A 22,864-nucleotide genomic window follows, 5' to 3' on the forward strand; every position below is an offset into this window, starting at 1 on the left:
GTTTTCTGCTGTTATTAAGGGTCTGAAGCAAAACGATCATTGTTTTGTACCAGACTCTTTTACTATGTGATAAACAAGGGAGCGCATTATGAAAAAGATAAGTATTGCAATCGATGGTCCGGCTTCATCCGGCAAAAGTACTGTAGCGAAAATTTTAGCAAAAAAACTTAACTATATTTACTGCGATACAGGTGCGATGTATCGTGCCTTGACCTATTTAGCGATTCAAAAAGACGTTGATTTTGAAGATGAATCAGGTTTAGTTAAATTATGTTTGGAACATACGATCTCATTTAAGCAAACTGAAAAAGAGCAGCTCGTCTTTGTTGACAACAATGAAGTAACAGAAGCAATCAGACAGCCGGATGTTACGAATGCAGTCTCGATCGTTGCGAAACATAAAGAAGTTAGAGAAAAAATGGTTGAGCTGCAACAAGCAATTGGTCAAGCTGGTGGCGTAGTGATGGATGGCCGCGATATCGGTACAGCAGTCTTGCCAAATGCTGAAGTAAAAATCTTTTTAGTTGCTAGTGTTTCGGAACGAGCAGAACGACGTTATAAAGAAAATCAGGAAAAAGGAATCACAACTGATTTTGAAACATTGAAAAAGGAAATCGAGCAGCGTGATCATCTTGATTCAACTCGAGCAGTTTCACCTTTGAAGCAAGCAGAAGATGCAGTAAAGATCGATACAACAGGTTTAACCATAGAAGAGGTCGTAGCAGCGATCGAGCAAGTTATTTTAGCAGCTTGTTAAACAATAATTTTCCTTTAGAAAGCTGATAAGGATATACTTTCTTTGTCTTTAAGCAAGAAAATGTCTTCTTATTCGAAAGAAAAAAAAGAAAATGAGAGAAATCGCTTTATTTTTTCTGGAAAATCCCGTACTATTAAGGGAGTAGGTCAGTTTTTTACGAATTTTTGGTTGCATAGGAGGATTAGTATTCATGACAGAAGACAAACAAATGGAAAACAGCAATGAAACAATGGAAGATGTAATGAACAGCGTCCAAGAAGTAAACGTTGGCGACATCGTTAAGGGTGAAGTACTTGCCGTTGAGGACAAACAAGTAATTGTTGGTATTGAAGGCGCCGGTGTTGAAGGCGTAGTTCCCGCAAAAGAATTATCTACAACACAAGTAGAAGATATCAATGAATTAGTGAAAGTCGGTGACATCTTAGATTTAGTTGTCATCACATCAATTGGTAAAGATAAAGAAAATGGCAGTTACTTACTTTCAAAACGCCGTCTAGATGCGAAAAAAGTTTGGGAAGAGATCGAACAAGATTTCCAAGCAGGTAAAATCATCGAAGCACCTGTTACAAATGTTGTAAAAGGCGGTTTAGTTGTTGACGTTGGTGTACGTGGATTTGTTCCTGCATCAATGGTCGAAGATCATTTTGTTGATGATTTCTCAGAATACAAAGGGAAAACATTGACATTCAAAATCATTGAAATCGAACCTTCAGAAAATCGATTGATTTTATCTCATAAAGCCGTTGTTGAAGCTGAAAAAGAATCGAAGAAAAAAGATATCCTAGCAACATTACATGATGGGGACATCGTGGATGGAAAAGTTGCGCGTTTAACTGATTTCGGTGCGTTTATCGATTTAGGTGGTATCGATGGATTGGTTCACGTTTCAGAAATCGCTCATCAACATGTTGGTAAACCAAGTGATGTTTTATCCGTTGGCGATGATGTGAAAGTCAAAATCCTTTCGATCAATCCAGATGAAGAGCGTGTTTCTTTATCTATCAAAGAAACATTAGCAGGTCCATGGGAGGATATCGAAAATAAAGCAGCTGTTGGCTCTGTTCTTGACGGAGTTGTTAAGCGTTTGACTAGCTTTGGTGCATTTGTCGAAGTGTTCCCAGGTGTGGAAGGTTTAGTTCATATTTCTCAAATTTCGCATAAACATATTGCAACGCCTCATGAAGTGTTACAAGAAGGTGATGCAGTTCAAGTGAAAGTATTGGAAGTCAATCCTGAAGAACATCGTATTGCTTTAAGTATCAAAGCATTAGAAGCAAAACCAGAATCTAAAGAAGAGCCAAAAGATGTCGAAGATTATGAATTACCAGAAGAAAATACTGGATTCACAATGGGTGATATCTTAGGTGATGCATTAAAGGGTCAAGATACTGATTCAGAATAATTGCTTATCCAAAAAGTGCTGACAATTGTCAGCACTTTTTTTGTTTAAAAAATACATGCATAAAAAAGCAGATCAAAACGGAACATCTTTTTGGTCTGCTTTATCTTTTATCTGAAACGTGTTCTTTTTGCTTATTGATAAATAATTCTTAAGTCAGCTGGAGTATGTTCCCCGTGGTATTGTTTACGAAATTGATGAGGAGACTGCCCCACTTTTTTCTTGAATAATTTACTAAAATACGTTGAGTCTATGTAGCCGACTGTTCCTGAAATTTCAGTAATAGACTCCTCTGTCTTCATCAGTAGTTGTTTCGCTTTTTCAATTCGATAGGCAGTTAAATAATCAATAAAATTCATTCCAACAGCTTCTTTAAAGAAACGACTCACATAATGTCGGTTTAGATGCATAATATCAGCTAGTGTAGTCAAGTTGATTTCCTCATTGTAATGCTCGTGGATATAATCCAACATCGTGTTGATCTGTTCTTTAGCTAAGACGGTCGGTTTATTATTCAACACATCCATTAGTGAAACTTGATTTAAGGATCTGACACAGCGGTCGACCGCAACTTTTAATTCATCAAAGTCTACAGGAGTAAGTAAATAGTCGATAACACCGCAGCGCAAAGCTTGATGAAGGCTTTGAAAACTTTCGTGTTCAGTCAAAATGATCACTTTGATATTCGGCAAACTTTTAACTATTTTTCGTTTGACAATGAATCCATCAATTTCTATATGATCGATCGAAATCAACAATATCTCCGGTAAAAACTCTTCTGTAATTTTTAATGCTTCTGCTTCAGTTGTAGCAGGAGGTAAGATTTTTATATTCATGAAAGAATCGTTAATCGATTTTTGGAGCATCAATTGCTCCTGTAAATCATCACTGACAATCAATAGTCGGCACATAAACAAATCCTCTTTTCTTTGTGAAATTTATCTTGCATCCTTATCATACATTGAATAGGTAGTGCTTTCAAGTGTAATTCTTTGTGAAAAAAATACAGCAAGAGGTAAATATTGTCCATAATCTTCTTAAATTTGTCCCTAACAAATTGGTTAAAATAGATTAAACTCTATCTGTAAGCGTTTAAAAAAGAAGGGGTGGCAACATGACAGAAGAGATCAAAGTAAAAGAAATTGAAACTCTTGTTGAAACAGCGAAGAATGCACAAAAGGAATATGAACATTTTACGCAAGAACAAGTAGATGCAGTCGTAAAAAGTGTCTACCAAGAAACATTAAATAATGCCGAACAACTAGCTATCGCGGCAAACAAAGAAACAGGTTTCGGAAAAGTAACAGATAAAGTCATCAAGAATACTTTTGCGAGCGAACAAGTCTATGAGAGTATCAAAGAGTTGCCGACAGTTGGAATTGTCAATCGTCTTGAACAAGAAAAGATTATTGAAATCGGGATACCTTTAGGCGTCGTTGCTGGATTGATTCCATCGACAAATCCAACAGCAACAGTTATTTTCAAATCATTGATTGCTTTAAAAACTGGAAACGCAATTATTTTTTCACCACATCCAAAAGCTTTGAATGCCATCTTATTAGCTGCTGAAATCATTGAAAATGCTGCAGTTGCTGCTGGTGCACCAGCAGGTTTGATTCAAGTGATCAAGGAGCCAACACTTGAAGCAACAAGTGCTTTAATGAAGCATACAGATGTTTCATTGATTCTTGCAACGGGTGGAAAAGCAATGGTTCAAGCAGCCTATAGTTCAGGCAATCCAGCAATTGGCGTAGGACCTGGGAATGTTCCGGTGTTGATCGATCACTCTGCTGACATTACTCATGCTATAAATTGTATCGTCAGTAGTAAAACCTTTGACAATGGGATTATTTGTGCTTCAGAACAGGCTTTGGTAGTAGAAGACTCTGTTAAAAATGAAGTGATCGAACAATTGAAAGAAAAAGATGCTTATTTTATGAATGAAGAAGAAGCAGCTAAAGTCAGTCGTTATATTTTAAGAGAAACAGGCACGTTGAATCCTGAAATTGTTGGGAAAAGTGCGGTTGATGTAGCGAAATTAGTTGGTATCACTGTGCCGAAAACGACAAGCATTTTAATTTCAGAACAGACGGAAATTGGCCGCCATAATCCATATTCCAGAGAGAAACTAACACCGATTTTAGGAATGTATACTGTAGCTTCCTTTAAAGAAGGAGTGGATACGTGTAAAGCATTGCTAGCAAATGAAGGGACTGGGCATACCGCTGTTATCCATACGACAACAGATGCACATGCTGAAACTTTCGGGCTGGAAATGAAAGCATCACGAATTTTAGTGAATACGTTAGGTGCTTTGGGTGCTATCGGAGCAACGACAAAACTTTCACCTTCGATGACTTTAGGCTGTGGTGCAATGGGTGGCAGCAGTACAACGGATAATGTGACAGCCCATCATTTAATGAATGTAAAACGTATTGCTTATGGTACGGAATAAGCGACAATTAAAATTAGAGTAAGTGTATTTGAACGATACTGTGCGTAATGACAAATTGGTGTCATCTACACAGTATCGTTCTTTTTTCATCTTTAGTCGCATATTTCACTAGTTTTTCTTGCATCTTCGACAGGCATTAGGTAAACTAGTAAGGATTGAAAACTTGTCAAGGAGGTAGTTTGAATGGCAAATCCAACAATTGCAATTGTCGGTCGCCCCAATGTAGGAAAGTCGACGATTTTTAACCGTATAGCTGGTGAACGAATTTCTATCGTTGAAGATACACCAGGTGTCACTAGAGACCGTATTTACGCCACAGGAGAGTGGTTAGGTCGTGAATTTAGTATAATCGATACAGGTGGTATCGATCTTGGTGATGAGCCCTTTATGGAGCAAATCAAGCATCAGGCAGAAATCGCGATTGAAGAAACCGATGTCATCATTTTTGTTGCCAGCGGCAGAGAAGGTGTGACAGATGCGGATGAACTTGTAGCAAAAATTTTATACCGTAGTAAAAAGCCAATCATTTTGGCTGTGAATAAAGTCGATAACCCAGAAATGCGTAATGATATTTATGAGTTTTATGCGTTAGGATTAGGAGATCCATTTCCAATTTCAGGAAGTCATGGACTTGGAATTGGTGACGTGTTAGACGAAGCGGTCAAACATTTTTCAACTGAGATTGAAGAGGAAGATGAAGGCACGATCAAGTTTAGTTTGATCGGTCGTCCAAATGTAGGGAAATCTTCATTGATCAACGCGATTCTTGGTGAAGAGCGTGTGATCGTTTCTGATATTGAAGGAACTACACGTGATGCAATCGATACACACTTTGAATCTGAAGATGGACAAAAGTTCCTGATGATCGATACAGCGGGAATGCGTAAACGCGGGAAAGTCTATGAAAGTACTGAAAAATATAGTGTGATGCGTGCGATGCGTGCGATCGAACGTTCAGATATTGTTTTGATGGTTCTAAATGCAGAAGAAGGTATTCGTGAACAAGATAAAAAAGTTGCTGGTTATGCACATGAAGCCGGGAGAGGGATCATCATTGTTGTCAATAAATGGGATACGTTGAAAAAAGAAACGAATACTATGCGTGATTTTGAGGAAGAAATTCGTGATGAATTCCAATATCTGGATTATGCTCCGATCATTTTCGTTTCAGCTGTGACGAAGCAGCGTTTAAACAAGTTGCCTGAGCTGATCGAAACAGTCAGCATGAATCAAAATCTACGAATTCCATCAGCCTTATTGAATGATGTGGTCATGGATGCGATCGCGATCAATCCAACACCGACAGACAAAGGCAAACGATTAAAGGTCTTTTATGCAACACAAGTCGCTATCAAACCGCCGACCTTCGTCATTTTTGTAAACGAAGAGGAATTGATGCATTTTTCTTACGCACGATTTTTGGAGAACCAAATTCGAAAAGCATTTACTTTTGAAGGCACACCGATCAAAATTATTCCAAGAAGACGGAAATAGCGCATTTTACCACACTTTTTTCAAATGTACAAACAAATTCATTGAGTTCTAAAAAAAAATGACATTTTTTGAAAAAACTGGTTAAAAAGCATCAAAAACCTTGCTATTACAAGCTTCCTATGATATCGTGATAACAGAATATTGAACCAAATCAATATTTGTACGTCATTTTTGGACCACTCAAAAATGAACGTAAATTCGATATCTATTAGATATCCTATCCCTTGTGGAGGAGGTGAAATAATCCATGGCAAATAAAGCAGAATTAATCGAAAACGTTGCATCTTCAACTGGTCTAACTAAAAAAGACGCAACTGCAGCAGTGGATGCTGTATTTTCAACAATCCAAGAATCTCTTGCTAAAGGTGAAAAAGTTCAATTAATCGGTTTTGGTAACTTTGAAGTTCGCGAACGTGCGGCTCGTAAAGGACGTAACCCACAAACTGGTAAAGAAATTCAAATCGCTGCAAGTAAAGTACCTGCGTTCAAACCAGGTAAAGCCTTGAAAGATGCTGTTAAATAAGACAGTTCTTAGAATCCCTGATTTTCAGGGGTTCTTTCTTTTTTTGAATGATAAAAAGCTGAGATAAGTGCTGCTTCCATAAATTATGGACGTTGACAGCATTTATCTCAGTTTTTTAAGGATAATGAATAATTAGTTATGTCAAAAAGATAAATTTACCTATGAACAGTTAAGGCGACTAATTATTCAATTTAGATCGAATCACTAAGCTTCTAGAACGCTGTATGTTTAAGGAGTGCGCTAAGATCCGTAACATACATTTTCTTTGAAGCAAACTTATTATAATCATCGGTGTATTAGAATTTTATATGCTGTAAAAACGGAATATTCCGTAGGAAAATATGAATCAATAATGTCTGTTCTTTAAGAAACTCTAAAGAACCATTGTTATTTAGATGGAAATGCTTGTTACATAAAATAGTCCATCCCTCTTTATGTTTTCCAACAAATAATGGTAGAATAAGGAAGAGGGGTGTCAGCGATGGAATTCATTTATGCAAAGAATCATCAAAAAACCACCATTACATATGGAAAAACCTTCGCTTCTCAGCTTAGGACAACGACAGTGAGCGCAACACATGTTTTTTTAATCACCAATCAGCGCTACTACGATTTGTTTGCGGATAAATTTATTCAGTTTTTTGATGAGGGGCAAGAAATCGATTGGTTTATTTGTAAAAATGACGCGCACTGCAATAATATGAACGAACTGGAAGGACTCCTTGCGTTTATTGCCGATTTTGACCAGCAACAGGATTTCTTGTTTTTAGGTATCGGAAATGAAGGAGTAATTCAATTGACTAGCTTTTTGCACAGTACATCAGTATTAACATCGACCTGCTGGTTACTCCCTTTATCTGTTCGTTCACTAAGTAAGAGTTTACTTGGCGCCGCTGAAATAGAACTAAACAATCATCCTGTTTTAAAAAATACAGTGCTTCCAGAACAAATTATCTATGATCATACATTGATCACTGATCATGGGGATGGAAAATTGGTTGACTTTCTGATTTTTATCCGATGCGGTATTGTGCGAAGTCATGATTATTTGAGAGTACTTTTTAAAAACTATAATGATCGTTCGAAATTAAATCAGCAGTCATTCGCTGCTTTATTGAATGAAATGATTCATTATTATGAGATAGATGGACAAAAAATCGATCAGTTTGGTACACTATTCGAGCACGGCTTTTCCGAAGTAGCCAACGGGCATCTTTTATCTAGAAATATGAAGCGACTTTTAGGCTGTTTATTGCAGTTGCTTTGGGCTCAGGAAGTGAATAATTTCTCCTTTCATTATAAAAATTTTGTGATTTGGTTGATCCACTTAGGCTTTCCTGTCGATTTTCCAGAACAAATTTTGACTAGCGATTATGTCGAAGGGATCCTAACCTGTGTGGACCGAGGAGAACGAGCGCTTTTGTTAAATGAAATCGGCAATGGCGATCAGCTTCAAAAGCCGAAAGCAGAAGACTTATTACAAACCGTTGAACATTATAGACGAATACTAAAAGAAATCAGAGGGTAGAACAATGACAACGTATAGTGAAAAAATGCTACAAGCATTACATGAAGATGATTTAGCGCAAGCGCAATTGATGCTTGCGGAAGCAATTAGAAAAGATGACGATGATACACTTGCTGATTTAGGTGAAGAGTTGTTGTCATTAGGTTTTTTAGAAGAAGCAAAATTGATTTTTGACCATTTACTATCGATTTTCCCTGATGCGGAAGGATTGAATATTCCATTAGCTGAGATTGCGATCGAGAATAATTTGATCGATGAAGCTTTTGAATATTTAGAAAAAGTAACGAAAGACAGTGATAGCTATGTTCAAAGCCTGCTAGTTACAGCAGATTTATATCAAGTGATCGGTATTCCAGAAGTCAGTGAAGCAAAATTGAAAGAAGCACAACAGATTTTACCGGATGAACCACTTATTTTATTCGCTTTAGGCGAACTATACTTTGTAAATGGACAATTTGGTGAAGCCATTGAGGCATACACGACACTACTTGAGGAACAAGTAACAGATATTTCCGGAGTCTCGATCAATGAACGCCTTGGAAGTTGTTACAGCATGATGGGTGAATTTGAAGAGGCCATCCCATATTTGGAAAAAGCCTTAGGAGAAGGACAGACGGATGAACGTCTATTTCAGCTTGCGTTCACGTATTTACAGTTACACGAAAATCAAAAAGCTATTGCATTGCTGCAGCAATTGAGAGTTTTAAATCCACATTATCAGTCCTTGTATCTTTCATTAGGTGAAGCCTTACAAGAAGAGGAACAACTTGAAGAAGCTCAAACAGTTTTATCAGAAGGAATCAAAGAAAATCCATTTCAAGTTGATTTGTACCATCTTGCTTCTGAAAATGCTTATCGTTTACATGATACAGTGCAAGCAGAAGAATTATTGAAAAAAGCTCTAGAACTTGGGGAAAAAACAGATGAAACGCTGCTTACCTTAAGTAATTTGTATTTAAATGAAGAACGCTTTGATGAAGTTGTCGAAGTCGTCCAAAAGATGGAAGAACAAGGACATCCATACGCTGAATGGAATCTCGCTCATGCATATAATGAACTGGAAGAATTTGCATTGGCAAAAGTTCACTATGAACAAGCCTATCAAGAGCTTAACCATGAGCCGGATTTTTTGAAAGAATATGCGGTGTTTCTACGTGAAGAAGGCCAACTGGAAAAAGCGAAGGAACTGTTACAGCATTATCTTCACCATGAGCCTGGTGATACAGAAGCACAATCATTACTGGATGATATAGAAGAAAGATAGGTGATGACGATGTTTGTCAATGTCTCTGATAAGAAAGAATTTTTACTTTGGTTAGTGAATAATGTTTCTTTTAGTCAACGAGAAGTATTATGGATTTTGAATTATCTAATCAATCACGAAGCGATTTTAAATAATGTGCATTTTGTTGAGCATGCAGATAAAACAGTGAGAGGGATGAAGGTGACATCGAAGGAAGTTGAAGACGAACCGATCACCTTATTCCTTTCAGGAAAAGAGTTCGTAGATACGGATCAGATTTTTCATGAAATTCGAATGAATTGGAAGGAAGCTCTTTATATTGAATGTATATTTGATGGGGCTTGGCAAAATAGCCAATATTTATCTATTTTAGAAGACAATCCATATGCTCGTTGGAACGAACAGGTCAGTGAAGAAATCATGGAAAACATCAATACCTTTTTTGCTCAAGAAGAAAAACAAGCGAAGATCGATTTATTGTATAGTCAAATCGATTTGGCGCTGGAAGATGATAACTATGAAGCGTTTCTTGAATTATCAGATGAACTGAATCATTTGAAAAATTCATGATAAATACTAAAAGGAGTGAAACGAAAGGCTATCCCCTTTGCTTCACTCCTTTTAAGGTCAATTTAAGACCTTTTTCTTTTTGAATAATGTTTTAGTTGGTCGGGCATAAGTAAAGCCTTCACCAATGGCCTCATGAACATTGATGACTGAGATAAACGCCTTTGGATCCAGTTCGTGAACGATTCGTTTGATTTCCATCAATTCACTTGGGCTAACGACCATATACAGCACTTTTTTCTCTCCTTGAGAGTAACCGCCTTGACCATTCAAATAAGTAACACCACGTTCTAAAATAGCCATAACGACTTCGCCGATATCTTCTGTATGATCAGAAATGACCAGCATTCCTTTTGCAGCATATGCTCCATCCAGCACAGAATCAACCACGCGGCTAAACACAAACGATACGATCAGTGTATACATCATTCGTTTAACATCAATGTAACTTAGTGACAGAACAAGGACTAAAATATCAAAAATCAGTAATGAGCGTCCCATGCTGATCCCATAATTCTTTTCTAAAATCCGGGCAATAACATCTGTTCCACCAGTGGTTCCGCCAACACGATAGACAAATCCGCTGCCTAAGCCTGCAGCTAACCCCGCAAGTAAAGAAGCAATCAACAAATCGTGATCCAGATTAACTTCGATCGGGAAACGTTGCCATAGCCATAAGAAAACGGATAAAGAGACCGTTCCTAAAATAGTATAATAAAATGAATGTTTACCAAGAACTTTGCCACCGATCAAAATCAGTGGAATATTGATGATCAGCGTTGAGTACGCTGGATCAATATGAAATAATGCCCGTAAAATCAAGGTGATCCCTGTCACGCCGCCTTCAGCCAAGTCATTTGCAATGTTAAAAGTAACTAGACCAAATGCATAGAGACAGGTTCCAGCTAAAATCAGCAAAACATCCTTAACATAAAATTTTTTTTCTTCCATGAAATCCACTCCCTAACAACGCAAAATTTAGCGAAGTTCTTTACCATAAATTGTCCATATCCAGTACTCACTTTAGCATTCTACAGATAAAACAACAAGTAGAACCTTTCCAGATCACAAAGTTTTTGATAAGATGAATACTAAGAAAGGTTGAGATAAAATGAATGAGAATAAACAGTCACTGTATTCGATGCAGCAGGAAGTTGATGCGTATATCCAACAATTTAAAACAGGCTATTTTTCTCCTTTGAGTCAAATGGCTCGTTTGACTGAGGAAGTTGGTGAACTAGCCAGAGAAATCAACCACTATTACGGTGAAAAACCTAAAAAGGCAAACGAACAACCAAAGACCGTGACAGAAGAACTAGGAGATGTGTTATTTGTGACGATGATCATGGCCAATTCTCTAGATATAGATTTAACAGAAGCGTTTCAAAAGAATATGGAAAAATTCAATCAGCGAGATAAATATCGTTTTGAACGAAAGGATGGTCAGACAAATGATTAAAGTGTTAGTAGCAGGTTTCAAAGGGAAGATGGGTGTTATCGCGACCAAAATGGTTTTAGCTCATGATAATTTTGAGTTAGTAGGTGTATTAGATCCGTTTGAAGAAAAAAACAATCTTAAAGAATTAGCTGAATATGAAGTAGTCGACGTCCCGATTTTTAAAGCTAAAAAAGATGTAGTATCTGTTAAACCAGATGTTTGGATCGATTTTACTATTCCCGCGGTTGCTTATGAGAATACACGATTTGCAATCGAAAATCATATTTCACCAGTTGTTGGAACAACTGGATTAACAGAAGAACAATTGTCTGAATTAACGACGCTCTCTGAAGAACTTAAAGTTGGTGGCTTAATCGCACCTAATTTTGCTGTGGGTGCAGTTTTAATGATGCAGTTTGCACAAAAAGCAGCAGCCTATTTTCCAGATGTGGAAATCATCGAGCTTCATCATGATAATAAGCTGGATGCTCCGAGTGGAACAGCGCTTAAAACAGCTGAAATGATGAGTGAAGTTCGTCAAAAGAAACTGCAAGGACATCAAGAAGAAAAAGAACTACTTGCTGGTGCACGAGGCGCAGATTTTGACGGTATGAAAATCCATAGTGTACGATTGCCAGGATTAGTTGCACATCAGCAAGTGCAATTTGGTGGTGTGGGTGAAGGGCTGACTATCAGACATGATTCTTATGATCGTAGTTCATTTATGACTGGAGTCGCTTTAGGTTGTGAAAAAGTGATTCATTTAGACAAATTAGTCTATGGATTGGAAAATCTTTTATGAAACTAGATATGGTTCCAGCTGAATTTATCAAAGCATCTGATATTTTAAAAGAAATTCATTCTCATGGATATGAAGCCTACTTTGTGGGCGGCAGTGTTCGAGATGCCCTTTTAGGTCAAGAAATTCATGATGTAGATATTGCTACTAGCGCTTACCCAGAAGAGATCAAGCAAATATTTAGTCGGACAATCGATGTTGGGATCGATCATGGTACGGTTCTTATATTAGCAGGTGAAGAACAATATGAGATCACGACTTTTCGAACGGAGTCCACTTATCAAGATTATAGAAGACCAGACAAAGTTACATTTGTCCGCACATTAAAAGAAGATCTGAAACGACGTGACTTTACGATCAATGCGTTGGCGATGACTGTCGAAGGGGAAATCATTGATTTATTTGATGGTATGGCAGATTTGGATCAACAAATCATTCGGGCAGTAGGTAACCCGAAAGAACGTTTTCATGAAGATGCTTTACGTATGATGCGCGGTTTACGTTTTGCCAGTCAGCTTGATTTTTCGATTGAAACCAATACATTGGCCGCTATCCAAGAATTTCATTCGTTACTTGAAAAGATTTCAGTGGAGCGGGTCGCTGTGGAGTTCAGCAAATTATTACTAGGAAAAAACAGACGGGCAGGAATCTTACCTTTTGTCGAGACTGAATGTTATCAATATTGTCCAGGATTAGAACAATTTGGGGATGCTTTGCTAAGGTTTGCTGATTTCCCAGACCGAAAGATAGAGACGGAAGCACAAGCGTGGACATTGCTGATTAAAACAATTGGTCTAAAGGAAAGTGACCTACGCAACTTTTTAAAATCATGGAAGCTTTCCAACCATTTACTTCAGGAAGTACAACAGCTATTATATGGTTTAGAGAAACGTCACGTTGCTGATTGGCAAGCCATCGATTTATTCGATTTAGGCTTAGAAGCGGTCGTATCGGTTGAAAAACTATTGTTTTATTATAACCAAAAGAGTAAAATTGAAGAAGCAAGTAAACTTTATTTAAGTCTGCCTATCCATGATCGGAAAGAACTAGCCATTTCAGGGAATGAGTTGATGAAGTCCTTTGACAAAAAGCCTGGAAAATGGTTAGGTGATTTAATTCAAACAATCGAGAGAGCGGTTGTTGATGGACAGGTTGAAAATACGCAGGAAGCATTACTTTCTTTTGCAAAAGACAAGCTGGAGAAGGAGTGAGCGCCATGGGGAAATTTTCTAAGTCGTTTATTGTCAGTCAAAAAGACACTGCAAAAATGATAGGATCAGGTGATTTAGATGTTCTTGCAACACCTGTATTGATCACGATGGTTGAAAATACGGCCAAAAATTTCTTGGCTAAAGAGCTGACATCGGAAGAAACAAGTGTCGGTACGATGATCAATGCGAAGCATTTAAGACCTTCAAAAGTAGGAGCCAAAATTTCCGTTCATATCAAGGTTGAAACAAGAGAGAAATCCAAAGTCGATTTTTCTTTTGAGGTTTTAGATAATGAGTGCGTCGTAGCTTCTGGAACGCATCAAAGAGCTGTTATCTTAACTGATGTATTTTTAAGCAAATTAGCGCTTTCTAAATGATGAAGCGAATAGAGTGACCTAGTTTAAAAGTTATGCTAAACTTAAAAATGTATAAAATATTTTAGTAAGGAGACTTATATCATGAGCAGAGAAATGACAGGATTGAAGTTTTATTTTAGAAATGGTGAAACATGGACGATCGGACGCCGTTTTATCGGAGATTTATGGATCAAACAAATCACAACAAGTTTTGGTCGTATCCACGGAAGCGAATTTATGGAAATTCATCCATGCGAAGGCTTCAAAATTGAAATTTTCCAAGAAGGGGATCATGTTCAAACACATGACATCAACCTTGGTGGTTTGGAATTAGGTATGTTTGCCCGCGCCTTAAAATATGAAGATATTGAACGTATGGAAATTTTATACAAAACAGGTACACCTGACTTAGTATACTTCCCATACAAAGACAAAACTGACGAAGGTTTAGACAACGTGTACCAATCAACTAAAGTCAGTGAAAAAACAAAAAGCTTATACATCGTGATCGATCCAACACAAACAGTTGACGATGTTTATGGTGAAGAGCTTTAATAGTAAGCGATCTAATGAAGAGGCAAATCTTATAGTTTTGTCTCTTTGTTTTTCAATCAAGAATAGTTAGAAGAATAAGAAAATTCAAATAAATATCCTTGAGGTTTTAACCATACACGAAAATAATTGTTGACACATGTAAATTTGAGGTATATACTGAGAACAATTCTTAAATAAATCAGTTACGGAGTGATTCATATGACAAGCATGAAGCATAACCAATTACAACTGAATAATTATTACTTTAGCTATTTTAGATGAGTTTGTGTTCATGAACATTGTGGATACAAACAGACACGTTTGTATCTATGATGGCTAAGGGATTTTGAGATGACTTTCAGCCGCGTAGATGAGAAATCTATAGTGGCTTTTATTTTACCTATTTTTTTGCAAGGTGTTCACTGTAGATTTTTCTGAAAATTTACGTGAACACTTTTTTTGTTGAAAAGATTGTTAGAGGAGGAGATGAGTTGAGCAATAAAATTACAGGAAAAACAAGGTTGGCTGCATTGTTTGCTACACCGGCTCGGCATAGTGTTTCACCAATGATCCATAATACAGCCTTTCAAGCATTGGGGATCGATGCCGTATATCTAGCTTTTGATGTTGGAACTAGTAACCTTGAAAGAGCGATTGCTTCAATCAAAGATCTGGATATGCTCGGTGTCAATTTATCAATGCCAAATAAAATTTTAGCGGTTGATTATATGGATGAATTGAGTGAATCCGCTCGGTTGATCGGGGCGATCAATACGATCAAGAACGACAAGGGTCGACTGATTGGGCATAACACAGACGGCATCGGCTTTTTGAAAAGTCTAAATGATATGGATGTCACTATCATCGATCAAAAAATGACTATTCTTGGAGCAGGTGGAGCGGCAGCAGCTATCATAGCACAAGCCGCGCTAGATGGAGTGAATGAAATTGCTGTATACAATCGTAAAAGCTCTTCGTATGAAAAAGCCAAGGTGAAATTAAAAACCATCGCTGAAAAGACAGGCTGTAACATTAGCTTGAATGATTTAGCTGACGAACAAGCCTTGGCTAAAGATATTGAAGAAAGTGTTTTATTATTAAATACCACTTCTGTTGGAATGAAACCATTAGAAGAAGCGACGCCTATTCAAGATTTTTCAGTTATCCGATCCGATTTAGCAGTCTATGACGCCATTTACACACCGAGAGAAACTGAATTTTTAAAACAAGCACGAATACGCGGTGCACAGACAGCAAACGGCTTAGGAATGCTGCTTTATCAAGGTGCAGAAGCGTTTGAAATATGGACAGGACAAGAATTGCCTATTGAAATAGTTAAACCCATTATTGAGAATATATAAAAAGAACGAAACCAGAGGAGAGAATTAGAATGATCGTAATCATGAAATCAGAAGCAACAAAAGCACAAATTAAATCAGTAATCGAACGAGTAAAAAAAGAAGGACTTGAGGTTCATTTAAGCGAAGGAAAAGAACAAACGATCATTGGATTAGTTGGTGATACACGTAAAATGCAGGATGTAGCGTTCAATAGTTATGATGGGGTAGAAAATGCAGTAAGAATCTCTTTGACCTACAAATTGACAAGTCGTGAGTTTCATCCGGAAAACACGATTGTTGATGTAGATGGCGTCAAAATTGGTGACGGAAGTATGACAATGATGGCTGGACCTTGCTCGATTGAAGGACTGGACCAAATCCGTGAATGTGCTAGAATCGCTAAAGCTGGTGGGGCAACTATTTTACGAGGTGGTGCTTTTAAACCAAGAACGTCTCCATACGCATTCCAAGGTTTGGAAGAAGAAGGGTTGAAATACATTCGTCAAGCAGCAGACGAACTAGACATGAAAGTCATCACAGAAGTAATGGATGAAGCGCATATCGATATGGTTGCTGAATACAGTGACATTTTACAGATCGGTGCTCGAAATATGCAAAACTTTAAACTACTAGAAGCTGTTGGGAAAACAGGGAAACCGATTGGTCTGAAACGTGGGATATCTGGTACAATTGATGAGTGGTTGAATGCTGCCGAATACATTGCAGCGCAAGGTAATTTTAATGTCATTTTCATTGAACGTGGGATTCGGACATATGAAACGGCTACACGAAATACATTAGATTTAAGTGCAGTACCGCTGATCAAAAAATTAAGTCACTTCCCGATCATTGTCGATCCTAGTCACGGGGTGGGTATTTGGGATCTCGTTCCGCCAATGGCTCGTGCAGGTGTCGCAGCTGGCGCAGATGGTCTAATCGTTGAAATCCATCCAGATCCGGTCAATGCTTGGTCAGATGGCCCACAATCGCTAAATGAAAAAACATACATGCGCATGATGAAAGAAGTGCATATCATGGAAAAAGCAATGAAAGAAATCAATGCATTAGACTAATTCGAAAAATAGAAGGCAGAATGTTCCAAGGCGGCCATTCTTCCAATCAAATACAGGAGTTGAACGAAAATGAAACTTACCGTAACCTTACCAAATCATTCCTATGATTTGACGATTGAAAAAGGCTTGCTGACTGAAATTGGTCCATGGGCTGCAACTATTTGGTCCCCGCAAAAAGTTGTTATCATTACTGATACGAATGTTCAACCTTTATACGGTGCTCAGGTTGAGACAAGTTTGAAGAATGCCGGATTTGAAACAGCAACTTTTGTTATTGAGGCTGGTGAACAAAGTAAATCGCTAAAAGTCGCTGCTGATCTATATGATTTTTTAGCAGAGGAAGGCTTAACTAGAAGCGATGGGATCATTGCCTTAGGTGGGGGTGTGGTCGGTGATTTGGCGGGTTTTGTAGCATCGACTTATATGCGTGGGTTGCACTTTTTACAAGTGCCGACTACTTTGTTGGCTCAAGTTGACAGCAGTATCGGCGGTAAAACGGCTGTCAATACATCTAAAGCAAAAAATCTAGTTGGAACCTTTGCTCAGCCAGATGGCGTGTTGATCGATCCAAATACCTTGAATACATTGGAACTCAGACGTGTTCAAGAAGGAATCTCCGAAATCATCAAATCAGCAGCAATTGCTGATAAACAGCTTTGGCAGCAATTAGCAGCTTTAAAAGATGAACATGATTTACTAGTACATGCGACTGAAATTATTGCAGCTTGCTGTAAGATCAAGCGAAAAGTTGTGGAGGAAGATGAATTAGATCATGGAGTGCGTCTGCTACTAAACTTTGGACATACCATAGGTCATGCTTTGGAAAATACAGCTGGATATGGAAATTTGACTCATGGCGAAGGCGTAGCTATTGGGATGCTTCAAATCACTCGTATAGCAGAGGAAAAAGGGTTGACTCCAGTTGGAACAACTGAGCAATTGAGCCAAATGATTCAAAAATTTCATTTACCTATTTCATCTGAAAATTGGGACAAACAAGCGCTGTATAATGCGCTGACCCATGATAAAAAGACACGCGGCGGAAAAATCAACATTATTTTATTAGAAGCGATCGGCGAAGCTAAAATCGTTCGTATACCAATTGAAGAAATGAAGAGTTATTTAGATTAGGGAGGAATAAATATGCGCTTTATTACAGCGGGAGAATCGCACGGACCAGAATTAACTGCAATCATTGAAGGCTTACCAGCGGGATTACCTTTATCACCTGAAGATATTAATTTCGAATTAGCAAGAAGACAAGGCGGCTATGGACGCGGCGGCAGAATGCTGATCGAAAAAGACCAAGTGAAAATTACATCCGGCATTCGGCATGGTAAAACTCTTGGCTCACCAGTGACCCTTGTCGTTGAAAACAAAGACTGGAAAAACTGGACATCTGTCATGTCCATTGAAGAAGTCACAGAAAAAGAAAAGAAAATTCGTCGTGTTAATAAACCAAGACCAGGACATGCAGATTTGGTTGGCGGGATCAAATATCAGCATGATGATCTTAGAAATGTTTTAGAGCGCTCCTCAGCACGTGAAACAACGATGCGTGTCGCGATCGGTGCTGTTGCCAAAAAGTTATTGAAAGAGCTGGATATTGAGGTAGCTGGACATGTGGCTGTTTTGGGCGGGATCAGAGCCGAAATCCCGGAAAACCTGACTGTTTCTGAAATTCGTGAGCGCTCCGAACAATCAGACGTTCGAGTGTTAGATCCTGAGGTTGAAGAACAAATGAGAAATTTGATCGATCAAACTAAGAAAAATGGGGATACGATCGGTGGAGTTGTTGAAGTCATTGTCGGCGGCGTGCCAATCGGCTTAGGTAGTTATGTACAATGGGACCGGAAATTAGATGCTAAAATTGCTCAAGCTGTTACAAGTATCAATGCATTTAAGGGGGTTGAATTTGGTATCGGTTTTGAAATGGGGAATCGCCCTGGCAGTCAAGTGATGGATGAAATCATCTGGAACAAAGAAACCGGCTATACTCGGACATCCAATAATCTAGGTGGCTTTGAAGGTGGAATGACCAATGGGATGCCGATTATTGTCAGAGGGGTGATGAAGCCGATCCCGACGCTCTACAAGCCATTACAAAGTGTCAATATCGATACGAAGGAGCCGTACAAGGCTAGTGTGGAACGTTCTGACAGTACCGCTGTACCAGCTGCCAGCGTTGTTTGCGAAGCGGTCGTTGCAACAGAAGTTGCTCAAGCAATGCTTGAAAAATTTGGCAGTGATGCATTTGAACAAATGAAAGAAGAAGTTTCAGCTTATCGTCGTTATACTCAATCGTTTTAATCAAAAAATAAATGGAGAGTGACACGATATGAAAAAAAATGTAGTAATTGTTGGATTAGGACTCATTGGTAGTTCATTAGCGTTGTGTATAAAAAAAATGCATCCATCAGTAACAATCATTGGTTTAGATAAAGAAGAAACATCAATGACTTTTGCGTTAAAAAGGCAGATCATCGATCAAAAAGCAGATTCATTAAAAGAAGCAGTGGTCGATGCGGATATAATTTTTTTATGCGCTCCAGTTAAAAGTACTCTAACACAACTAGAGATTTTGAGTCACCTAGATCTTAAAAAGAATGTGGTGATCACAGATGTCGGCAGCACGAAAAAGGAAATCGTTGCTAAAGCTCAATCATTAGGGTTAAACTCTTTTATAGGCGGTCATCCAATGGCTGGTTCGCACAAGTCAGGTGTAACAGCAGCTGATGAAGATTTATTTGAGAATGCCTATTATATCCTTACGAACTCAGATCAAGCGAACGCACAGAATGTTCGCCAATTGCAGGAATTACTGCAGGGAACTAGAGCGAAATTTGTTGTTTTAACAGCGAAAGAACATGATCAAATCACAGGAATGCTTAGTCACCTTCCGCATATTATTGCTGCAGGCTTAGTGAACCAAAGTAAGCAATTTAATGAAGAACACCCTCGTTCTAAGCAATTAGCTGCAGGTGGCTTCAGAGATATTACAAGAATTGCTTCATCAGATCCGCAAATGTGGACGGATATTTTATTAAGTAATAAAGAAGCTCTGTTGGACTTGATGCATCTATGGCAAAAGGAAATGACACAAGTGGCTGACTGGATCGCTTCTGAGAATTCTGAAGCCATCTTTCAATTTTTCTTTGAGGCAAAAGAGACAAGAAATCAGCTACCTGTCCATAAAGAAGGGGCAATTCCGGCATTCCATGATTTATTTGTGGATGTACCGGATGTTCCAGGTGTGATCGCTGAAATTACCGGCTTATTAGGTAAAGCTGAACTTTCCCTAATTAATTTAAAAATTCTTGAAACGCGAGAAGATATCTATGGTATCCTACAATTGACTTTTAAACGACAAAAAGATGTAGAAAAAGCAAAAAAATATATAGAAAAACAAACAAGTTACCTGTGCTATGAAAAATAAGTATGAAAAATAGCTAAATCAAGGAGGGATATTTTGGAACTAGTAGTGAATCAGATTGGATTGAATGGAGAAATCGATATACCCAGTGACAAATCAATTTCTCACAGAAGTATTATGTTTGGGGCAATCGCAGATGGGAAAACAACGATCAAAAACTTTCTGCGTGGCGATGATTGCTTAAGTACACTAAAGGCCTTTCAAGATCTTGGTGTTAAGATTGAAGATGATGGTGAAACAATTACTGTTCATGGCAAGGGGATTTCCGGTTTGACCCAAGCTAAAAAAGCAATCGATGTAGGAAATTCCGGAACAACGATCCGCTTGATCACAGGAATTTTAGCTGGAACAGATTTCACTACGGAGTTATTCGGTGATCACTCTATAGCTAAGCGTCCAATGAATCGAGTGATGCTCCCCATCAATCAAATGGGTGCAGAATGCTCTGGACATGATGGGACAGAGTTTCCACCGTTGATGATCAAAGGCACAAGAACACTGAAACCCATTCATTATCAAATGCCGGTTGCGAGTGCCCAAGTCAAGTCAGCTATCTTATTTGCAGCGCTACAGGCGCAAGGCGAGTCAGTAATCATCGAAAAAGAAAAGACTCGAGATCATACCGAGGACATGATTCGTCAATTTGGCGGTGAGATTGCCATTTCAGGTAAAGAAATTCGCATTAAAGGGCCGCAAAAACTGACGGGTCAAGAAATTAACGTTCCAGGAGACATTTCATCCGCTGCTTTTTTCCTTGTGGCAGGTACCATCATTGAAAATAGCCGAATCATCTTAAATAATGTTGGGTTGAATCCAACTCGGACGGGTATTCTTGAGGTCATTGAACAAATGGGTGGTAAACTAACAGTAGAAGAAACGGGTAATAAAGAAAACAAAGCAGGCAAACTGATTATTGAAACAAGCGATTTGAAAGGGATCGAGATCGGCGGAGAAATCATTCCTCGATTGATCGATGAATTACCGGTTATTGCTCTTTTAGCAACACAGGCACAAGGAACAACGATCATTCGAGATGCGGAAGAACTAAAAGTCAAAGAAACAAATAGAATTGATGCAGTAGCAACAGAATTGAACAAAATGGGAGCTTCGATCGAACCTACTGATGACGGATTGATCATTCATGGAAAGACACCGTTACATGGCGCAAAAGTGACTAGCTACGGCGATCACCGAATCGGGATGATGTTGCAGATCGCAGCACTTTTAGTTAAATCTGGTACTGTTGAACTTGAAAAAGCTGAAGCTATCTCTGTTTCTTATCCAGCCTTTTTCGATGATTTAGACAAATTGTATCAATAGGCGGTGATCCAAATGAAAGGAATTATTTTAATAGGATTCATGGGTTCAGGCAAAACGACCGTCGGAAAATTGTTAGCTGAAAAAACAGGAATGCAGCACATTGATTTTGACGAGCAGTTAGTCGTTGAACTGGGGATGTCGATCCAGGAGTATTTTGATCTTTATGGGGAAGAAGTTTTTAGAGATCAAGAAACAAAATTGTTAAAACAGTTTGTTGATCACGAACAGGTCATTTCGACCGGCGGCGGAATTGTTTTGAGGTCAGAAAACCGCCAATTATTGAAACAATTGACGCCAGTCGTTTATCTAAAAACAGAACCGGAAACTTTTCTTTCTCGGTTAAAAGAAGATCAGGAAAATGTACGGCCTTTGATCTTATCGAAAACAGCAGAGGAGATCCAACAAATTTTTGAACCACGGATTCCTTTTTATGAAGAAAGTGCAAGCCTGATTATTCCGACAAGTGATCGAACACCGGAAAGCATTGTTCAAGAGATTTTAGAAAAAATATAAGTAGGTGAACAAATGAGAGTGGGTTTTTTAGGTCCAGAAGCTTCTTTTACACACAATGCAGCAAAAACAGCTTTTCCAAAAGAAGAATTAGTTCCGTTCCATTCAATTCCGGCCTGTATCAAAGGAGTTGAATTTGGCGAAGTCGATCTCGGTGTTGTACCAATCGAAAATACCATTGAAGGCTCTGTCAATACAACAGTAGATTATCTATTTCATCAATCAACGATTCCAGTTGGCGGTGAAATCGTTCTGCCGATCTATCAGCAGTTTATGGTTGCTAAATCAAATGAACAAACTTGGCAGGAAACAACACGAATTTTATCTCATCCGCAGGCGTTAGCTCAATCACAAGAGTTTATCCGGCTGTATTTTCCGAATGCTCGTTTAGAAGCAACGCCTTCAACTGCTTATGCTGCGAGTTTTGTGGCTGACCATCCAGAGCAAAAAATGGCAGCGATCGCACCGAAAAAATCTGCCGAAACATATAACCTTGCTGTTGTTGGAGAGAACATTCAAGATGTCGCTACCAATCAGACACGTTTTTGGATCTTGGGTGCTGAAAACATCCATTTACCGCTAACGATCGAAAACCAAAAGATGACCATTGCGGTGACGATGCCAAATAATATGCCGGGTGCGCTCCATAAAGCACTTTCCGTATTTAGTTGGCGAGAAATCGATCTGAGTAAAATCGAATCTAGACCTTTAAAAACGACCTTAGGGGAGTATTTCTTTCTAATCGACATCAATATCCAGCAACCACGACCATTGATCGACTATGCACTTGAGGAACTGCGTTTAATGGGAGGAACGGTTAAAGTGTTTGGTAACTACAATGTTCATTTGATAGAAGGTGTATAAAAGATCTGCAAAGGTCTTTT

General features: G+C 38.4%; 23 protein-coding genes. 21 read left to right on the forward strand and 2 right to left on the reverse strand.

Going from position 1 to position 22,864, the window contains the following annotated elements; translation table 11 throughout:
* The first annotated feature begins 88 nt into the window (after positions 1-88).
* Positions 89-757, forward strand: coding sequence for a (d)CMP kinase (gene cmk, locus CC204_RS02700; RefSeq protein ID WP_088268702.1), 669 nt, complete (start codon positions 89-91; stop codon positions 755-757).
* Between the two features lie 190 nt (positions 758-947).
* The gene (gene rpsA, locus CC204_RS02705) at positions 948-2,159 is read left to right on the forward strand and encodes a 30S ribosomal protein S1 (protein ID WP_088268703.1); all 1,212 of its coding nucleotides are present in this window, start codon (positions 948-950) and stop codon (positions 2,157-2,159) included.
* Between the two features lie 131 nt (positions 2,160-2,290).
* Here the strand turns inward: rpsA and CC204_RS02710 are convergent, their stop codons facing one another.
* Positions 2,291-3,067, reverse strand: a complete 777-nt coding sequence (locus CC204_RS02710; RefSeq protein WP_088268704.1) for a helix-turn-helix transcriptional regulator — start codon at positions 3,065-3,067, stop codon at positions 2,291-2,293.
* 203 nt (positions 3,068-3,270) lie between these two features.
* On the opposite strand from CC204_RS02710, the gene CC204_RS02715 reads away from it, so the two are divergent.
* From CC204_RS02715 to CC204_RS02740, 6 genes are all read left to right on the forward strand, one after another.
* On the forward strand, positions 3,271-4,611 hold the full coding sequence (locus tag CC204_RS02715; protein WP_088268705.1) for an aldehyde dehydrogenase family protein: 1,341 nt from the start codon (positions 3,271-3,273) through the stop codon (positions 4,609-4,611).
* Between the two features lie 183 nt (positions 4,612-4,794).
* Positions 4,795-6,105, forward strand: a complete 1,311-nt coding sequence (gene der, locus CC204_RS02720) for a ribosome biogenesis GTPase Der (protein WP_088268706.1) — start codon at positions 4,795-4,797, stop codon at positions 6,103-6,105.
* 247 nt (positions 6,106-6,352) lie between these two features.
* Positions 6,353-6,628, forward strand: coding sequence for an HU family DNA-binding protein (locus tag CC204_RS02725; RefSeq protein WP_010761417.1), 276 nt, complete (start codon positions 6,353-6,355; stop codon positions 6,626-6,628).
* Between the two features lie 481 nt (positions 6,629-7,109).
* The gene (locus CC204_RS02730) at positions 7,110-8,156 is read left to right on the forward strand and encodes a hypothetical protein (protein WP_088268707.1); all 1,047 of its coding nucleotides are present in this window, start codon (positions 7,110-7,112) and stop codon (positions 8,154-8,156) included.
* Between the two features lie 4 nt (positions 8,157-8,160).
* On the forward strand, positions 8,161-9,420 hold the full coding sequence (locus tag CC204_RS02735; RefSeq protein WP_088268708.1) for a tetratricopeptide repeat protein: 1,260 nt from the start codon (positions 8,161-8,163) through the stop codon (positions 9,418-9,420).
* A 9-nt stretch (positions 9,421-9,429) separates the two neighbouring features.
* Positions 9,430-9,969 (forward strand): ReoY family proteolytic degradation factor, encoded by a 540-nt coding sequence (locus tag CC204_RS02740; RefSeq protein WP_088271637.1) that lies wholly within the window; start codon positions 9,430-9,432, stop codon positions 9,967-9,969.
* A gap of 57 nt (positions 9,970-10,026) precedes the next feature.
* Here the strand turns inward: CC204_RS02740 and CC204_RS02745 are convergent, their stop codons facing one another.
* Entirely contained in the window at positions 10,027-10,917 is an 891-nt protein-coding gene (locus tag CC204_RS02745; protein WP_088268709.1) for a YitT family protein, read from the reverse strand.
* 160 nt (positions 10,918-11,077) lie between these two features.
* On the opposite strand from CC204_RS02745, the gene CC204_RS02750 reads away from it, so the two are divergent.
* The 13 genes from CC204_RS02750 (at position 11,078) to pheA (ending at position 22,844) form a co-directional block, all read left to right on the forward strand.
* Positions 11,078-11,425 carry a nucleotide pyrophosphohydrolase gene (locus CC204_RS02750; RefSeq protein ID WP_088268710.1) on the forward strand — a complete coding sequence of 116 codons (348 nt, stop codon included), beginning with the start codon at positions 11,078-11,080 and terminating at the stop codon, positions 11,423-11,425.
* Positions 11,418-12,206, forward strand: coding sequence for a 4-hydroxy-tetrahydrodipicolinate reductase (dapB, locus tag CC204_RS02755; protein WP_088268711.1), 789 nt, complete (start codon positions 11,418-11,420; stop codon positions 12,204-12,206). The genes CC204_RS02750 and dapB overlap by 8 nt, the downstream gene beginning before the upstream one ends.
* A complete protein-coding gene (locus tag CC204_RS02760; RefSeq protein ID WP_088268712.1) occupies positions 12,203-13,414 on the forward strand; it encodes a CCA tRNA nucleotidyltransferase in 1,212 nt (403 codons plus the stop codon). The genes dapB and CC204_RS02760 overlap by 4 nt, the downstream gene beginning before the upstream one ends.
* Positions 13,415-13,419: 5 nt before the next feature.
* Entirely contained in the window at positions 13,420-13,791 is a 372-nt protein-coding gene (locus CC204_RS02765; protein WP_088268713.1) for a thioesterase family protein, read from the forward strand.
* An 81-nt stretch (positions 13,792-13,872) separates the two neighbouring features.
* Complete coding sequence (locus tag CC204_RS02770) at positions 13,873-14,325, forward strand: hypothetical protein (RefSeq protein WP_010772458.1); 453 nt, start codon at positions 13,873-13,875, stop codon at positions 14,323-14,325.
* A gap of 470 nt (positions 14,326-14,795) precedes the next feature.
* Positions 14,796-15,665 (forward strand): shikimate dehydrogenase, encoded by an 870-nt coding sequence (gene aroE / locus CC204_RS02775; protein WP_088268714.1) that lies wholly within the window; start codon positions 14,796-14,798, stop codon positions 15,663-15,665.
* A gap of 29 nt (positions 15,666-15,694) precedes the next feature.
* Positions 15,695-16,717 carry a 3-deoxy-7-phosphoheptulonate synthase gene (gene aroF, locus CC204_RS02780; protein WP_087640052.1) on the forward strand — a complete coding sequence of 341 codons (1,023 nt, stop codon included), beginning with the start codon at positions 15,695-15,697 and terminating at the stop codon, positions 16,715-16,717.
* Between the two features lie 69 nt (positions 16,718-16,786).
* The gene (gene aroB, locus CC204_RS02785; RefSeq protein WP_088268715.1) at positions 16,787-17,848 is read left to right on the forward strand and encodes a 3-dehydroquinate synthase; all 1,062 of its coding nucleotides are present in this window, start codon (positions 16,787-16,789) and stop codon (positions 17,846-17,848) included.
* 12 nt (positions 17,849-17,860) lie between these two features.
* Complete coding sequence (gene aroC, locus CC204_RS02790) at positions 17,861-19,027, forward strand: chorismate synthase (RefSeq protein WP_088268716.1); 1,167 nt, start codon at positions 17,861-17,863, stop codon at positions 19,025-19,027.
* Between the two features lie 28 nt (positions 19,028-19,055).
* Positions 19,056-20,153, forward strand: a complete 1,098-nt coding sequence (locus CC204_RS02795; protein WP_088268717.1) for a prephenate dehydrogenase — start codon at positions 19,056-19,058, stop codon at positions 20,151-20,153.
* 33 nt (positions 20,154-20,186) lie between these two features.
* A complete protein-coding gene (gene aroA, locus CC204_RS02800; protein ID WP_088268718.1) occupies positions 20,187-21,470 on the forward strand; it encodes a 3-phosphoshikimate 1-carboxyvinyltransferase in 1,284 nt (427 codons plus the stop codon).
* A 12-nt stretch (positions 21,471-21,482) separates the two neighbouring features.
* Positions 21,483-21,983 (forward strand): shikimate kinase, encoded by a 501-nt coding sequence (locus CC204_RS02805; RefSeq protein WP_088268719.1) that lies wholly within the window; start codon positions 21,483-21,485, stop codon positions 21,981-21,983.
* Between the two features lie 12 nt (positions 21,984-21,995).
* On the forward strand, positions 21,996-22,844 hold the full coding sequence (pheA, locus tag CC204_RS02810) for a prephenate dehydratase (protein WP_088268720.1): 849 nt from the start codon (positions 21,996-21,998) through the stop codon (positions 22,842-22,844).
* Positions 22,845-22,864 lie beyond the last annotated feature (20 nt).

This window comes from Enterococcus wangshanyuanii (genome assembly GCF_002197645.1).
Lineage (GTDB): Bacteria > Bacillota > Bacilli > Lactobacillales > Enterococcaceae > Enterococcus_L > Enterococcus_L wangshanyuanii.

What these genes read in the sequence shown, in the direction of transcription:
- CC204_RS02765 (WP_088268713.1), top strand. Translation starts at nt 13,420, where the DNA reads ATGGGGAAATTTTCTAAGTCGTTTATTGTCAGTCAAAAAGACACTGCA.
- aroC (WP_088268716.1), top strand. Translation starts at nt 17,861, where the DNA reads ATGCGCTTTATTACAGCGGGAGAATCGCACGGACCAGAATTAACTGCA.
- CC204_RS02730 (WP_088268707.1), top strand. Translation starts at nt 7,110, where the DNA reads ATGGAATTCATTTATGCAAAGAATCATCAAAAAACCACCATTACATAT.
- CC204_RS02760 (WP_088268712.1), top strand. Translation starts at nt 12,203, where the DNA reads ATGAAACTAGATATGGTTCCAGCTGAATTTATCAAAGCATCTGATATT.
- pheA (WP_088268720.1), top strand. Translation starts at nt 21,996, where the DNA reads ATGAGAGTGGGTTTTTTAGGTCCAGAAGCTTCTTTTACACACAATGCA.
- aroB (WP_088268715.1), top strand. Translation starts at nt 16,787, where the DNA reads ATGAAACTTACCGTAACCTTACCAAATCATTCCTATGATTTGACGATT.
- CC204_RS02735 (WP_088268708.1), top strand. Translation starts at nt 8,161, where the DNA reads ATGACAACGTATAGTGAAAAAATGCTACAAGCATTACATGAAGATGAT.
- CC204_RS02745 (WP_088268709.1), bottom strand. Translation starts at nt 10,917, where the DNA reads ATGGAAGAAAAAAAATTTTATGTTAAGGATGTTTTGCTGATTTTAGCT.
- CC204_RS02740 (WP_088271637.1), top strand. Translation starts at nt 9,430, where the DNA reads ATGTTTGTCAATGTCTCTGATAAGAAAGAATTTTTACTTTGGTTAGTG.
- rpsA (WP_088268703.1), top strand. Translation starts at nt 948, where the DNA reads ATGACAGAAGACAAACAAATGGAAAACAGCAATGAAACAATGGAAGAT.
- dapB (WP_088268711.1), top strand. Translation starts at nt 11,418, where the DNA reads ATGATTAAAGTGTTAGTAGCAGGTTTCAAAGGGAAGATGGGTGTTATC.
- aroF (WP_087640052.1), top strand. Translation starts at nt 15,695, where the DNA reads ATGATCGTAATCATGAAATCAGAAGCAACAAAAGCACAAATTAAATCA.
- CC204_RS02770 (WP_010772458.1), top strand. Translation starts at nt 13,873, where the DNA reads ATGAGCAGAGAAATGACAGGATTGAAGTTTTATTTTAGAAATGGTGAA.
- der (WP_088268706.1), top strand. Translation starts at nt 4,795, where the DNA reads ATGGCAAATCCAACAATTGCAATTGTCGGTCGCCCCAATGTAGGAAAG.
- CC204_RS02710 (WP_088268704.1), bottom strand. Translation starts at nt 3,067, where the DNA reads ATGTGCCGACTATTGATTGTCAGTGATGATTTACAGGAGCAATTGATG.
- CC204_RS02750 (WP_088268710.1), top strand. Translation starts at nt 11,078, where the DNA reads ATGAATGAGAATAAACAGTCACTGTATTCGATGCAGCAGGAAGTTGAT.
- CC204_RS02805 (WP_088268719.1), top strand. Translation starts at nt 21,483, where the DNA reads ATGAAAGGAATTATTTTAATAGGATTCATGGGTTCAGGCAAAACGACC.
- CC204_RS02795 (WP_088268717.1), top strand. Translation starts at nt 19,056, where the DNA reads ATGAAAAAAAATGTAGTAATTGTTGGATTAGGACTCATTGGTAGTTCA.
- CC204_RS02725 (WP_010761417.1), top strand. Translation starts at nt 6,353, where the DNA reads ATGGCAAATAAAGCAGAATTAATCGAAAACGTTGCATCTTCAACTGGT.
- cmk (WP_088268702.1), top strand. Translation starts at nt 89, where the DNA reads ATGAAAAAGATAAGTATTGCAATCGATGGTCCGGCTTCATCCGGCAAA.
- CC204_RS02715 (WP_088268705.1), top strand. Translation starts at nt 3,271, where the DNA reads ATGACAGAAGAGATCAAAGTAAAAGAAATTGAAACTCTTGTTGAAACA.